The organism is Succinimonas sp. (assembly GCF_045225735.1).
In the GTDB taxonomy this organism is placed as follows: domain Bacteria; phylum Pseudomonadota; class Gammaproteobacteria; order Enterobacterales; family Succinivibrionaceae; genus Succinimonas.
The window spans coordinates 1-15025 of record NZ_JBGVBR010000291.1 but is presented as its reverse complement, the minus strand read 5'-3'; the positions used below and the strand labels follow the sequence as shown (position 1 = coordinate 15025).

Genomic DNA, 15025 nt, shown 5'->3' with positions numbered 1-15025 from the left:
GGGTGCTGTTCTGGTTTTGTGATGCTGGAATGCTTCTGAGAAAACTCGAACCTGGTAACGTTGCGCATAATCAAAGAATAATGCTATAACAACATTGCGCATAATCAAAGAATGAACCGTTAACACCTATGCGTATAATCAAAGATTGTTCCATTGCCAACCGTGCGCATAATCAAAGGAATTCGAGCTGCATGCTGTCAGCTTGACGGGTAATTGAGGTAAGTTGATATGATTTTGAAGAGAAAAATCTACAGCAAACTGCTCGAATGGAAAAACAAATGCAAGGGAACCAAGGCCATTTTGGTGGAAGGAGCCAGACGTATTGGCAAGTCGACAATTGCGGAGGAATTTGCCAAACGGGAATATGAATCCTATCTTCTTATAGATTTTTCCAAAAAAGACAAACTTGTTGAGGAATGCTTCCATACGTATCTGAACAAACTTGATGATTTCTTTATGTTGCTTTCCACGCATTACAGCGTAAATCTCGTTCCCAGGAAATCAGTAATTATATTTGATGAAGTGCAAATGTTTCCGCAGGCCAGAGCTGCCATAAAGCATCTTGTTGCTGACGGACGATATGATTATATTGAAACAGGATCATTAATTTCTATTAAAGAAAATGTGCAGGATATTCTGCTTCCGTCAGAAGAACGAAGTATAAAAATGTATCCGCTTGATTTTGAAGAATTTGCATGGGCTCTTGGTGAAGAGCTGCTGTTGAATTATATAAAAACATGTTTTGAAAAAAAAGAACCTCTTGAACGAGGATTGCACAATAAGGCCATGATGCTGTTTAAGCAGTACATGCTGGTTGGAGGAATGCCCAAGCCGGTTATTCTTTATATTCAGAATGCTAAAAATTTTGCAGCTGCAGATGCGGAAAAACGTGATATTTTGAAACTCTATCGCAATGATATTATGAAGATAAAAACCCAATATCGCACTAAGGTTTTGTCAATCTTTGATCAGATACCGGGATTGCTGTCCAAGCATGAGAAACGTGTGGTTTTTAAAGATATACAGGAAGGAAGCTACGCAGATCAATACAGAGATACGTTCTTCTGGCTGGCAGATTCTATGATTTCAAATGAATGCTTTATGTGCAATGATCCTAATGTCGGACTGTCCGTCAATGAAGATCGCACATATGTGAAATGCTACCTGGGGGACACCGGGCTTTTGCTCAGTCATGCTTTTGATGAAAATGAAATCCTTGAAAATGAAGTTTATATGCAAATTCTTAATGATAAGCTGTCCATAAATGAAGGAATGCTTTATGAGAATGTTATAGCGCAAATGCTTGTTGCGAATGGGCACAGACTGTATTTTTACACTCATTACTCATATGAAAAGCATCGTAATGACATTGAGGTTGATTTTATTATTTCAAATAACAGTAAACTGAAATATAAGATGTACCCGATTGAAGTTAAATCCGGCAAGAATTACACTACTGCATCGTTGAATAAGTTTATAGAAAAGTATAAATCAAGAATAGGCGAAAGTTATATAATTCATCCCAAAAACCTTATTATAAAGGATGGCATAGTTTGCATTCCGGCATATATGACTTTTTGCCTTTGACTGCGGATTAACCAAAAAAGATCTGTAAAACCAGCCGTGCAGATCTCGCATATTTGAAGACAAAGCTCGCAGAGTAAGGCCCGTAACCTGATGATGCCAAAATAAATGCGCATAATCAAAGATTACCAGGCCTGGAACCATGCGCATAATCAAAGATTGCCCGGTATGGAATTATGCGCATAATCAATATTTCACCGTTGGTTCTGACTCTCTGATCTTCGTTACCCGTCATTTTCCTCGTCAATTTCGCTTTCCGACATTTTTCTGACTATGTTCTGAAAAAGCGGGAATTACCGTATTCAGATCTCTGACACTAAGGCTGTTTTTGCAGCCATTAAACTGCTGCGAGCCTTGTGATATAAGCCTTTGTTTGCAGTCTGCTTTTGCTGGCACGATTTATGAATCATATCGACAGAAAACGAGATTCTTGTCGGAGATATGACTATGCAGACCAGAGCTATTCCAGAAAATTCAGAGGATTCTATCAGTGCTGTAATGAAGGAGGTTTTTGATGCTTCCTCCGCCGCCGTTGTGATTGTAGACAGGAAGGGGCTGGTATCACATGCCAACAGCGCCGCTAAAAATATGTTCGGAAAGGATATCTCAGGCAGAAAATGGCTGGCTATTATAAAGGAAAGCTTTCAGCCATCAGGTGATGACGGAAACGAGGTTACCCTGAGAGACGGTCGCAAGATTGCGGTAAATACCAGACCGCTTTCATTGGGACAGCTGGTGGAGCTTACTGATGTTACCCCTACCAGAAAGCTTCAGGAGCGCATCAGTCATATGGAAAGGCTGTCCAGTCTGGGCAAGATGGCTGCTTCTTTGGCCCATCAGATCAGAACGCCGCTTTCTGCCGCAATGCTTTATGCTGCCAACCTGGCTAACCGGGGTCTTAACGAAAGCATCAGAAGCCAGTTCCTGAAAAAGCTTACTGACAGGCTGCAGGATCTGGAAAATCAGGTGAAGGACGTGCTGCTTTTTGCCAGGGCCGGCGATAAAATTGCCGATCGTCTGGAGGTTACCGAACTGGTATCCTCCATAAAGAATGCCTCCGCCGGAGTTTTGTCCCGGGGTAATGCCCGCATGGATATCCGCATGGACGATCCTCCTATGGAAATCATCGCTAACAAGACTGCTCTGGCCAGTGCTCTTAACAATCTGGTGGCCAATGCTGTGGAGGCCGGAGCAACCCGTATTTTTATTGATGTGGCCAAGGCGAACGGGGAGGCTGTCATTAAAATCGCCGATAACGGGAGCGGCATGAGTCCGGATCTCCAGCGCAGTATCTTTGAACCGTTCTTTACCACTAAGGCCAACGGTACCGGTCTCGGACTTGCAGTGGTAAAGTCCGTGGTAGCGGCGCATCAGGGGCGCATCGGACTCTGTTCGGAAAAGGATCGGGGCACCTGCTTTACCGTGGCATTCCCTCTGGCCGCTGACAATATGGCGAAGAACATGCCTCTGGCAGCCTGAGAAGTCTTCGGCCAACTGAGCCCGGCACTGGTATGCATTTGATTTCCTGCCGGCTGGCGTTAATCTGTCAGCCGGCTTCTCTTGTTGCTTTCGCCACGTTCTAACTGCTGACTTTTCAGCTTCTTTCATGACTGTTTGTGTTTACAGGCTGCCAGGCTTTTTCCGATGGTTCGGTAAAGAAAGGAGGTTTCATCGGCGATCTCTGTTACAGCGCTTCCGGGCGGGAGATATTTCAGAAGAAGCTAACAAGGAGGCACAGGTGTAGATGAGTTGATTTCTGACGGACAATCAACCTCCTGACAATCCATGTTAAAACTCACATTCTCTGTTAAGATCACAAGAGCATGGACATCATTCAGTATAAACTTGTCTGTAGCGTGTAGCGGCTTTCCGCTTTCGGGAAATACCGGATTCCGGGAGTGAGTTGCCAGCTTTCCAGGGAGGTCTTTTTTCTGACCTTGCGCCTTGTCTTCAAAATCGAGATAATCGGCTTTCCGGTAATAGCTGATTCAGGGAGCCTGTCATATGAAATATCAGAGACTTAGTCAGAGATTTTTGCTGGGGACTCTTTTGCTGACTTCCGGTTATGCGGCAGCCACGACGGATTATGACCTTGAGGCTTCCGGCAAAAACGAGGCGGCGGCTTTGGGAAATCTTAAAATGCAGGCTCTCAGAACCGAGATGGCCCGGCATCTTTCTCAGGATGAAATCAAGAGCAATGCCAAGATTATCCGCACGGAAATTTTTCTCAAGATAGATGATTTTGTCAGCGAGGCGGGGGAGATTTCCTACTCTCAGGAGGAAAAGAAGGTTATTGCCAGAGGGCGGATTTCGGTAGACGATGAAAAGCTGCTGGCCGTGCTGGGAAAGACACCTCTGGCCAAATCTAGTGGCGCGAATGGGGTGAATGAAACAGCCTCCGGGAATTCCGGTTCGGGAGAGGGGGAGTTATCCTCAGCCGGCGGAGATAACTCCGTATCGGAAAAATCTGAATCCGTCACTCCGGAAACCCCTCCGGAAACAAATACTCCGGCCGGCGCGATTACCGCCTCCGGCTACGAGGCTCTCAGAGAATATCAGGGGCAGGTCAGTACCGAGGATAATGACAAGTTCCGCAGCATGGTGCTTAACGGCTCAACGAAGATCGAAGATATCAGGAAGGCTCTGGAAAACGGCGCTAATCCCAATATCATGGTTTCCGAGACCTTTGGTTACAGTTCGAAGCTTAAAAAACAGCTGACAGAAGAGGTGCCGCTTCTATACAAGTATGTTAACTGGAAAAGCGCCAAGCTCGAAGTCGTTAAGCTTCTGATTGAGCATGGAGCCTGGTATAACTGGGAAAATCCCGCAGGCACGATTTCCATGGCCGAGCTATTCCTGAAAGGCAAGGAGGAGTTTTTGGAATACTGGCTTTCCCTGAATCCGGATCTTAGGCGGCTTAAAAATCTCAGTCTCTGGAATGTTCATCTTGAGAGAGAGGGAGAGGATAATCAGGATCATCTCCTCCTGGACTTTATGCAGCGGAAGGACAGTCTGAAGACTCTGGATCACTTAACGGTGTTTAACAAGCTCTTGGATCTGGGGCTCTCTCCTAATGAAAAAATCGTCCTCCACAATTGCTATCTCCCCTACAAGGTTTATGTAAAGGCTCTGGAAGGGTGAGAAAGCCCGGATGACGGTAAGAAATATCTTGTCGCTCTTTTGGATCACGGAGCGGATCCCAATCTCTATACCAGCTATGAAAACAGCATTCTCTATCTGGCAGCCCGGGATAATGATGCGGAACTCCTTAAAAAAGCCTTGGCCCGCGGTGCCAGCATCACCCCCGAGGGCACGGAATCCTACCTGCTCAGTTATTTCAGTCTCATGTATCAGAAGGCTTATCGGGGGGAGGATGGTTCTTACAGTCTGGACTTTATAAAAGCCGCAGTTGATGCGGGAGGGGACATTAATTTTGAATCCGAGGACGGCAAAAGAACGGTGGCAGAACAGCTTTTTACCCGCCGGAGTTCTCCGGAGATCATTGCGTACTGGATCAGCCTGAAGCCGGATCTTAAAAAACTGAAGTCGTGGGACAAATTAAAGGCCGAGGCTTTGAAAAACTGGCTGGACTTTAAATCCATTGGCGAACCCCGGCATCTTGAGCTTACCGGAAAGCTTTTTGACCTGGGAGTTGATCCCAGAGTCAGGGACGGAAATCACCTGATGCTGGAAAGGGCCTACGAGAAGGGCGGCCTTCCCTATGCCAGGCTTTTTCTGGAGCGGGGAGCGGATCCCAATGCTGTTAATGCCTTTAAGGCTCCTCTGATCTTCTGGGCGGCGGAAACCGGAAATCCGGATCTTTTACGGCTTTTCAAGGAATTCAAGGCGGATTTCAATGCGGTGAACGATCACGGGGAAAGCGTTCTTTACGATGTTGTATCAAAGGATGAACCCAAAATGGATCTTATTGCCGTGCTTATTGAAAATGGCGCAAACGTTAATTTTACCCGCGTAAGGAATGAGAAATCCGTATTAATGCTGGCGGTGAGCGATCGCTCAGCGATCAAGGAACAGGCTGTGGATCTTTTGCTTAAAAACGGAGCCAATCCCAATGCGGCAAATTCCCGCGGGCGCACGGCTCTTATGATGGCCGTAAGCGAACCCAAGAATCCCAGTCTTAAGGTTATTGAAAGCCTGCTTAATGCCGGAGCTGTTATAGATACACAGGATCAGGACAGCGCCACAGCTCTGAGCTACGCCATTGCCTCCAACCATCCCGGTGCTGCAAGACTGCTTATGGAGAAGGGGGCGGATCCCGAAAAGGCCTTGGCTCCGGGACATGAGATGAAGATCGGAAAAGGCAAGGATGCCAAAACGGAGTATAAGACCCTGAAGGATCTGGTCAGAGAAACAGACAAGCCCGAACTCAAGGAGCTTAAAGAGCTTTTGGCCAAGTATCTTTGATTTTCCATTACGTAAATTTGTAATATTATTCCGGAAAGCCGCTGCCTGCCGCCTTGTCGGGAACTCCCGAAACAGGCTTACGCAGGCAGATGGCTTTTCTTTATAAGTCCGGCACAAAAATACTTATCGCCGCTCATATTGGGGCTCTCCTGCCGGCATAATTACAGCAAAACTACAAAAGATCATCAGTGTTTGATAGAATGCCTGTGTTAAGCGAATTATTTGCTGTTTTACATGCTGCTGATATAATGCAGCTGTTTTTCAGAGATATTTATAAATATTGTACATGGCACAGTCTTAATACTGTAAATATTCTTAATAATATTATATCAATACCTTTGTTTTTATTATGTTCAGTATTTTATTTAAAAAGTCGGCTCTCGGGAGACTTAGCGCATGATACGGCTTGATAATGTTTCAAAGCGCTTTCGGCTCAGCACCGGTGCTTTTAAGTACACGCTCAGGGAGGTTACCTATACCTTTAACGAAGGAGTCAATACGGGAATCCTGGGGCTGAACGGCACTGGAAAATCTACCTTGCTGAAGCTCCTTTGCGGTTCCAGCTATCCGTCATCAGGTCATATCATCAGAACAAGTTCTATTTCCTGGCCGGTAGGGTTGGGGGGATTTGTGGTGGGATCCCTGAGCGGCTACCAGAATCTCCGTTTCATAAGCCGTATCTACAAAAGCGATTACAAGAAGGACAAGGCCTTTGTGGAGGATTTTACTGAACTTGGCGATTATCTTTATGAACCTGTTAAAACCTACAGTTCCGGCATGCGCGCTAAACTCAATTTCGCTCTTAGCATGTCCATTGGATTTGACTTTTATCTCGTGGATGAAGCTTTCTCTGTAGGTGATGCCAGATTCAAGGAGAAAGGTCAGAAGATTTTTAAAGAAAAGGCTAAAAATTCTACTTTAATTATTGTTTCTCACAACGTTGGAAATATTTCAAAATTCTGCACAAAGGCTCTGATTCTTGATCAGGGAAAATTTTTAGAATTTTCAACATTGTCAGATTCAGTTGCTTACTATAACACACTGGGTAAAAAATAAGGGTAGTTGATTCATGGATAACTCAGTTCAAACTCAGCAGGAAAATACACATTCTAATATTACTTCTGAAAAAGATATAAACAATACATCCATTAATAGTGCCAAGTCTAATAAGAAACAATCATTATCATCCTCTGATAAAACTCTAATATCAGACAGCGCTGGCAGCAGTGATGATTTTTCCGATAAGTCATCTCAGGCAGGCGACAAAACTCAATCAAATGATCCTGCAGCTAATCATCCAGCATCGCATGTCAATGCCATGGCGGATTTATCTGACAAATTACGCAAGACATTGGATGTTGCCTACAAGAGAAGGATGAAAATTGAACAGCTGGAAAAAAACATTCTGGAGCTTAAAGCGGAAAAAGCCAGAGATACAGCTGAGAACCAGACTCCGCATCAGCCTGCTCCCGCTGAAGCGGCCGCAGGCGATGACGATGTTCCTGATAAAGCTTCCGGAGCGAAAAACAAAGTTAATTACAAGCTTGTCGCATTATTTGCCGTAATCATCCTGCCGGCTCTTCTGGTATTTTTTTACACTGCTTTCTTTTATGACAGCATGTATATATCTTCGGCGACCTTTACCATTAAGTCCAACAGCGCGGAAAAAGGTTCTGACGGCGCTTCTCCCATGAGTTTTCTGGGCGGTGCCGGTAATTCTGACATTAGTACCGCCACTGCCTATATTCAATCTCTGGACATGTTTTATGCTCTGGACAGCAAACTTAAGCTTCAGGATCACTTTTCCAGTCATGACATTGTGTCGTCTCTGTCCAAGCAGCCTACGCAATCGGATATTCAGGATTACTGGAAGAGCATGGTTGAGGTTGATGTTGATACCGAAAGCGCTCTTATGCAGCTCGAAGTTAAAGCTTATTCTCCGGAGTTCGCTCAGAAGCTTACTCAGGGGATTCTTGACGAGCTTGATTCATTCATCAACAAGATGAATGAAAGGATGACGCAGGATTCCATTAAACTGGCCAGCGTAGAGGTTGAGAAAGCCAAAAAGGATATTGAGGATATTTCCGATAAGATGCGGCAGTTCCGGGATCAGCATACCTTCATTGACCCCGCATCCGAAGCCTCAAACCTTCTTTCCATAATCAGCAATCTGGAAAACCTTATTACTCAGGCCAAGGCGGAGCTGGCTCAGAAGAGAGCCTATCTCAGGGAGGATTCGGTTGATATAGTGAGCCTTAAAACAAAGATTGCTTCTCTGGAGCAGGAGGTAACCTCTCTCCGCAGCCGTATTGCTCTGAATGGCGGTGAAGCGCAGGGAAACGGTCAGAAGGTTCTGGGCAATGTCCTTACCAGATCTCTGGGAGAATATGAGCAGCTCAACATTGAGTACCAGTTTGCCCAGAAAATTTTAGAAGCGGCTCTAAATAATCTGGATGCCACAAGACAGCTCTCTCTCAGCAAGTCCAAATATCTGGTAACTATCGATAATCCCAAGATTCCCGATGAATCTTTGTGGCCCAGACCGTTTGTTGCTACAATTGTTACGTTTGTGGTCACCTTGTTTTTGCTCAGCGCTGTATCTCTGTTGATTTCGGCTATCAAGGAGCATATGGGAATCTAATACAGCGTTTTGTAAATTAGCGTGATAATTGCTGAAAGCCTGCCTGCGATGATTCTGAATCATTTGGAAAGCAACCCTCAGGCAGGCTTGCGGAAAACATCACTGCTGTTTACGAAACAGAGCTGCTCTTTCTCTGCGGCGGCATCCGGGGTATTTCCGGTTTCAGAGGCCGTCCGGTTCAATACTTTAATTAGCTGCCGGTTTCAGTCTGCTATAAAAGGCTCCGGCCGGAACAAAGAGGCTGCCATGGTAAAAAACCGTATTTTGATTGTGGACGATGATGCCCGGCTCCGGGAGGCCATCACCGATACGCTGATGCTTTCGGGTTATGAGTGCCAAGAGGCTTCAGGCGGAGTTCAGGCTCTCGATCTTCTGTCGCGTCTCAGAATCAGCATGGTTATATCCGATATCCAAATGGAAGGCATGGACGGTCATCGCCTTCTTAATGCCGTGCATGAGAAATATCCCCAGATTCCGGTGCTTTTGATGACGGCCTATGCCAATATCGACGGCGCGGTGAAGGCTATGCGGGACGGTGCGGTGGATTATCTGGCCAAGCCCTTTGCTCCCGAGGTGCTTTTGAATCAGGTCAGCCGTTATGTGCCTCTTCAGGTGGTGGATAAAAGAGAGCCGGTGTACGGGGATCCCCGGACGGAGGCTCTGCTGGAAATGGCCCGGAAGGTAGCCAGATCTGAGGCTACGGTAATGATCACAGGGCCCAGCGGTTCCGGCAAGGAGGTCTTGTCCCGGTACATTCATGACAATTCGGAGCGCAGTTCAGGGCCGTTTGTGGCCATTAACTGCGCCGCCATTCCCGAAACCATGCTGGAATCCACGCTGTTCGGTTATGAGAAGGGGGCTTTTACCGGAGCGGTGCAGGCCTGCCCCGGGAAATTCGAGCAGGCTCAGGGCGGTACCATTCTTCTGGACGAAATCACGGAAATGGCCCTGCCTCTTCAGGCCAAGCTCCTCCGGGTGCTGCAGGAAAAGGAGGTGGAGCGGCTGGGAGGCCGGAAAACCATCTCTCTGGATGTGCGGGTTATCGCCACCTCCAACCGGGATCTCCGCGCGGCCGTGCAGGAAGGAGTTTTCCGGGAGGATCTTTATTACCGGCTCAACGTATTTCCCTTAAAATGGCCGCCCCTAAAAGAGCGCCCCATGGACATCGTTCCTCTGGCGCGTTTTCTTCTGAAATCCGCCTGCGAGGAACAGAAGCTGCCTGAAAAGCTCCTGACTCCGGAAGCTGAGAAAAAGCTTCTGGCCTATGGCTGGCCCGGGAATGTGCGGGAGCTGGGAAATGTCATGCAGCGGGCTCTCATTATTGCCGGAGGGGAGATTACCCCGGAGAACCTGATTTTTGATGATGAGAGTCAGCTCTCTCTCCCGGAGGCCGGAGCAGTGCCTGCCTCCCCGCATCCTGAGACGGCACCGGAATCCGACAGGCTTTCCGGCGGCGGCACTCTGGGGGAAGAAATGAAGATTCAGGAATTCCAGATTATTCTGGATACTCTTATTGAGTGCGGCGGCAGCCGGCAGCAGTGTGCTGAAAAGCTTGGCATGAGCCCCCGCACCCTGCGTTACAAGCTCTCTAAAATGCGTGAGGCGGGGTTTGTGATCCCCGATTAGAATAGGCGCAGAGCTTTAGGGTTCCGAAACAGCCAACCGAACAAGATATCGGAACAGAGACACGATAATATACTATGAATAAACACTGGTCTTTAGAAGTATCAGAATTTGGCAAGATTAATTATGCTAAAATCAGAATTCATAATTTTATATGCTTTGTTGGGGATAACAACAGCGGAAAAAGCTATATTATGAGTTTGTTGTGGGGGATTCTGACATCAGGCAGGGATGTGTTTTTAAATGCTGATTTATCATCTCCATGCTATAAAAGATGCGAGGAATGGCTCCTGTCACATATGAACAAGGAGATATCTTTTTCAGATGAGATTGCCTGTTTTTATGTCGATTGGTTTAATGAGCTTCTTGATAACAATAAAGATGTAATCGTTCAGAGAATTTTTTATAGGAATATTCCAATAAAGTATTTGAAGATTTCAGACTATTGTCTTCATGAAACAGCAAAATTATCATGGACTGATTCTGGTAATAAAGTCTTTGCATCAAATGACGGTTTTAAAGTGCCTGTTATGGATGCCAAAGATATAACCTCGGCCGAAATTTATGATATCAATGCCTGTATTTGCTGGAATCTTTTAATGCAGGGGCTCGCAGCACCATGGCTGGCTCCTGCTGTCAATGGGAGAAGAAACGGAGAACCTGTTTATTTCCCGGCATCAAGAACCGGACTTATGCTTTCGTATCCTTTGCTTGCAGAGAAGGCAAGGCAAAAAACTTTCGCAGATTACGATGGTGAACCTGAAGCTTTGCTTACTCAGCCTCACACAGACTTTTTAAAATTGATTCTCCAGTTTGATAATGCAGAACAGTTAAATAGTTCAGATGCAGAAATTGTCAATTTTATACAAAATGAATTGTTAAACGGAGATATAGTTTTAAGAAATGATGATATTCCCGTATTGAGATATAAACCAAAGGATAGTGCATTTGAATTGCCTCTTGTTGCGTCATCAAGCCTGATAGCTGAAATATCTCCCTTGCTGCTGTTATTAAAATCAAAGGTTCCCTTTAAAACAATCATCATTGAAGAACCTGAAGCGCATTTGCATCTGGCGATGCAGCAAAAAATTGCCCGGCTTCTAATTAATATGGCAAATGCCGGATACAACGTCTGGATAACCACTTACAGTGACACTATCATGCAGCATATCAACAACATGTGCTCGCTGTCGATGAGGAAAAATAAAGATCAGCTGATGGCTAAACACTTTTATGCCGGCAAGGATCTTTTGACCAGCGAACAGATAGCGGTTTATCAGTTTACTATGGCTGATAATGCTGTAACAGTTGAAGAATTAGAAAACTATAATGGCTGCGGCTTTGCTGTTTCTTCTGTTAATGATGCGATTGCGAAGATATCTGCTGAAGTTTATGAATTCCAGGGGGCTGAGGAGTGAAAGACAGATTTAATGTTTATGCCGAGATTTGATGTTTCAGAAGGTTTTTCGGCAGTTTTTGCTCTCCTAATTTGAAAATTCAGCCAATTCCTGAGGCAGGTCTCCTGCGCTGTGAAATCAGCATTTTTAATGCCGTGCATGACACTGTTTCGTTTTGTTTTTTCTTTTCTTTAAAAACCGGCATCACAAGCGAGGTTTTATGAAAATACTGGTAATAGCCCCTTCCTGGGTAGGGGATCTGGTAATGGCTCAAAGTCTCCTCATCACCCTGAAAAAGCTTCATCCTGAGGCGGTTATCCATGTGCTGGCACCGGCCTGGTGTCTGGATATTGTGAGGAGAATGCCCGAAGCAGAGAAGGGGATTCTCATGCCTATCGGGCACGGCAGCTTTGATCTCCGGGGGCGTCTCAGACTGGGCCGGGAACTTCGGGAGGAGCATTATGATGTCGCTTATATCCTGCCGAATTCCTGGAAAAGCGCACTCATTCCCTTTTTTGCCCGCATTAAAAAGCGGGTGGGCTGGAAAGGGGAGATGCGTTATGGTCTTTTGAACTCCATGCGCAAAAACAAAAAGGATTTCCCCAGACTTATTGCCAGATATTCCGCTTTGGCCTGGCCTCTTGATAAGGTCAAAAAGCAAGAGGATCTGGAATTTCTGTCGTACCCCAGACTGCGGGTCGAACCCGTTGATCCCGCCGTTCTTCTTAATAAGTTTGGCATAAAAGAGGGCGTTCTCCCTCTGGGGCTCTGCCCGGGAGCGGAGTTCGGCCCTGCTAAAAAATGGCCTCCCGAGTATTATGCCGCTCTCGCAAAGAAGTATCTTTCCCTGAACCCGGCTCGGGAATGCTGGATCTTCGGTTCCGGCAAGGATCGGGAGACCGGTGAGACTATCAGGGGGCTGACAGGCGAGGAATATCAGAGCCGCGTCAGAGTGTTAGCCGGGAGCACCACTCTGGAGGATGCCATTGATCTTTTGGCTATGTGCTCTCTTGTCATTTCCAACGATTCCGGACTTATGCATGTCAGCGCGGCCGTGGGAGTTCGTCTTGCGGCTGTCTTTGGCTCCACCAGCACTGTCTATACTCCGCCTTCTCAGGATGATGCTCTTTTGATTGAATCTGACATGAGCTGTCATCCCTGCTTTAAACGTGTCTGTCCCCGGGGCAATCCGGAGTGTCTTACGTCACTCCTTCCGGATCTGGTGTGGGATCGTCTGATTAAAAAGTGGCCGGATCTCGGTGTTTCCGAAAAAGCCGCCGGGGAGAGTTAGGCCATGACCGGGAGATCTCCTTTAGTTCGGGCGGCAGAACTTTGCTACAGCGCCGGTACAGCCATTCTGGCCCCGTTTTTTGCCATGTTTATCAGACTCCGTTCCCGCACCCCTTACGGTACTAGGTGGCGGGAGCTTCTGGGGTATGTCCCTGAAACTGATTACGGCAGCCCGGTATGGTTTCATACGGTAAGCGTGGGAGAATCCATGGGGGCGAAGCCTCTTATTATGGAATTCCGGAAAACCCATCCAGATATCCCGGTGCTGGTTACCACCACTACGGCTACCGGAGCGGCGGTTTATGACGGTGTCCGAAATATGGTAACCCACCTCTATGCTCCGCTGGATTCCCCGCTGGCGGTAAAAAGATTTCTGAACCGGGTTAACCCCCGGCTTTACGTTACCATGGAAACCGAGCTCTGGCCCGTGCTTTTGGGAGAGCTTAAAAAGCGCGGCATTCCGGCCTTGGTAATGAATGCCAGGCTGTCTGACCGTTCCCGGGATCGTTATCTCCGGGCGGGGAAGCTTTTTCCGGAAGCTATCGGAGATCGGATCAGCCGGTTTATCTGTCAGACTCCGGCGGATCTGGCGAATTTTGCGAAGCTGGGCATTCCGGATTCCCGCCTTGCGGTTTCCGGATCCATTAAGTTTGATATCACTCCGGACACCAGAGCTTTTGAGGAAGGGCGGGCTTTAAGAAAGCGGCTTTCAGAGAGGAGGACTCCGGAGGGATCTCCCCCTGAAGAATCTCTTGACAGAGAGCCCCTTTTTCTTACGGTGGCCAGCACCCACCGGGGGGAGGATCCTCTGGCTTTGGAGATGTTCCGGGAAATCAGGAAGACAGTGCCTTCTCTCGTGCTGGTACTGGTGCCCCGCCATCCGGAAAGGTTTCAGGAGGTGTGGGATCTTATCGGGGAGAGCGGTTTTCGGGGGATGCGGCGATCGCAGCTGGAAAACGAACTTCAGGATCCCTCCTTTGCGCTTCCGGAGGTGATTCTGGGAGACTCCATGCAGGAGCTTTATCTCTATTTCGGGATGGCAGATCTCACGCTGATGGGGGGCAGTCTTATCGATATCGGAGGACATAATCCCCTGGAGCCGGCGGCTCTGGGAGTTCCGGTGGTTACCGGCCCCTTTATCCGCAATTTCCGGAAAATTTTTCAGGAAATGGCGGCAAAGAAGGCCAGCCGGGTGATCCCTTGTGAAACGCTGGCCCGGGATCTGGCGGATTTGCTCAGGGATCCCGAAGAGCTTAAGAAGCTGGGGCTGGCCGCCCGGGAGTTTATTGATGAAAACCGGGGAGCGCTTCAGAAAACGCTGGAGGAAATTAACCGGATACTGGATGCCGGAGCCGCCGGAGCTGAGGATAGCAGGCAGCCGTCTCTATCGTAATGCCGTCTGTCATTTTCCGGAACACAGCTTCAGAATTACGGTGCTTTTTGGCTTTTGATGAGTATCAAGAGAGCTTTACTATCATGCAGAGCTAGACATCAGCAATCATATTTCTGCCTGCACAATATGTCCAAAATTCAGTTCATCCTGTAAAAGCCCGTAAACATACCCCGGGCTTTCACGATATAACCCGGTTTCGATGTCAGTCAGCTTTTCGTAAACTTCTGAAGCATATAGTATGCGCATGGCATCATCATATTCGATCCCACGTGTCTCTGTAAGGATCTCTACAAGATCCTGTACCATATATTCAACCATCTGCTGCTCTTTTGACATCATTGATTAAACACCTGCCTTTCTTAACAAACTGACAGCCTTCTTTGTGTGGAAAGAATACTGATTGGTGGTTTCCTTGTAAATCATGCCCTTAAGCATGTTTTCAAAGGTCATCATGCCGTTTTCATATTGTCTGAAGAGAAGCGTCATGTCATCATCTGCGATGGGACCGATAACAATGTCATATTTGTCATCCAGGTTGCATTCCGGATTAGCAAAATCGGCAAACCTTTTGTTGCGGTTATTTCGGACGAATCTCGCCCATTCTTCTGATGTCCTGACTCCGAAATCCCTGATATTCAGATCTTCCCTTTGCATAAACGAGTCATCAATCTC

The 15025-nt window shown here is 47.0% G+C and carries 12 protein-coding genes; 10 read left to right on the top strand and 2 right to left on the bottom strand.

Annotated elements, in window-relative coordinates:
• Positions 1-228 precede the first annotated feature (228 nt).
• The 10 genes from ACJROR_RS10595 (at position 229) to ACJROR_RS10550 (ending at position 14353) form a co-directional block, all read left to right on the top strand.
• Positions 229-1587: an ATP-binding protein gene (locus ACJROR_RS10595; RefSeq protein WP_406038164.1), complete on the top strand. Its 1359-nt coding sequence runs from the start codon at positions 229-231 to the stop codon at positions 1585-1587.
• A gap of 444 nt (positions 1588-2031) precedes the next feature.
• Positions 2032-3063, top strand: coding sequence for a sensor histidine kinase (locus ACJROR_RS10590; protein WP_406547027.1), 1032 nt, complete (start codon positions 2032-2034; stop codon positions 3061-3063).
• A gap of 525 nt (positions 3064-3588) precedes the next feature.
• Positions 3589-4725, top strand: coding sequence for a hypothetical protein (locus ACJROR_RS10585; RefSeq protein ID WP_406547026.1), 1137 nt, complete (start codon positions 3589-3591; stop codon positions 4723-4725).
• Between the two features lie 39 nt (positions 4726-4764).
• Entirely contained in the window at positions 4765-6009 is a 1245-nt protein-coding gene (locus ACJROR_RS10580; RefSeq protein ID WP_406547025.1) for an ankyrin repeat domain-containing protein, read from the top strand.
• 396 nt (positions 6010-6405) lie between these two features.
• The gene (locus ACJROR_RS10575; RefSeq protein WP_406547024.1) at positions 6406-7065 is read left to right on the top strand and encodes an ABC transporter ATP-binding protein; all 660 of its coding nucleotides are present in this window, start codon (positions 6406-6408) and stop codon (positions 7063-7065) included.
• Between the two features lie 262 nt (positions 7066-7327).
• Positions 7328-8650 (top strand): hypothetical protein, encoded by a 1323-nt coding sequence (locus ACJROR_RS10570; RefSeq protein WP_406547023.1) that lies wholly within the window; start codon positions 7328-7330, stop codon positions 8648-8650.
• 246 nt (positions 8651-8896) lie between these two features.
• Complete coding sequence (locus ACJROR_RS10565) at positions 8897-10276, top strand: sigma-54-dependent transcriptional regulator (protein WP_406547022.1); 1380 nt, start codon at positions 8897-8899, stop codon at positions 10274-10276.
• A 74-nt stretch (positions 10277-10350) separates the two neighbouring features.
• On the top strand, positions 10351-11691 hold the full coding sequence (locus ACJROR_RS10560) for an AAA family ATPase (protein ID WP_406547021.1): 1341 nt from the start codon (positions 10351-10353) through the stop codon (positions 11689-11691).
• Positions 11692-11890: 199 nt separating this feature from the next.
• Positions 11891-12961: a lipopolysaccharide heptosyltransferase II gene (gene waaF / locus ACJROR_RS10555; RefSeq protein ID WP_406547020.1), complete on the top strand. Its 1071-nt coding sequence runs from the start codon at positions 11891-11893 to the stop codon at positions 12959-12961.
• Between the two features lie 3 nt (positions 12962-12964).
• A complete protein-coding gene (locus ACJROR_RS10550) occupies positions 12965-14353 on the top strand; it encodes a 3-deoxy-D-manno-octulosonic acid transferase (protein WP_406547019.1) in 1389 nt (462 codons plus the stop codon).
• Between the two features lie 105 nt (positions 14354-14458).
• Here the strand turns inward: ACJROR_RS10550 and ACJROR_RS10545 are convergent, their stop codons facing one another.
• Together ACJROR_RS10545 and ACJROR_RS10540 are read right to left on the bottom strand one after the other, a co-directional pair.
• Positions 14459-14692, bottom strand: coding sequence for a hypothetical protein (locus ACJROR_RS10545; RefSeq protein ID WP_406038144.1), 234 nt, complete (start codon positions 14690-14692; stop codon positions 14459-14461).
• 3 nt (positions 14693-14695) lie between these two features.
• A partial coding sequence (locus tag ACJROR_RS10540; protein ID WP_406547018.1) for a DUF3990 domain-containing protein occupies positions 14696-15025 on the bottom strand: 330 nt, incomplete at its 5' end.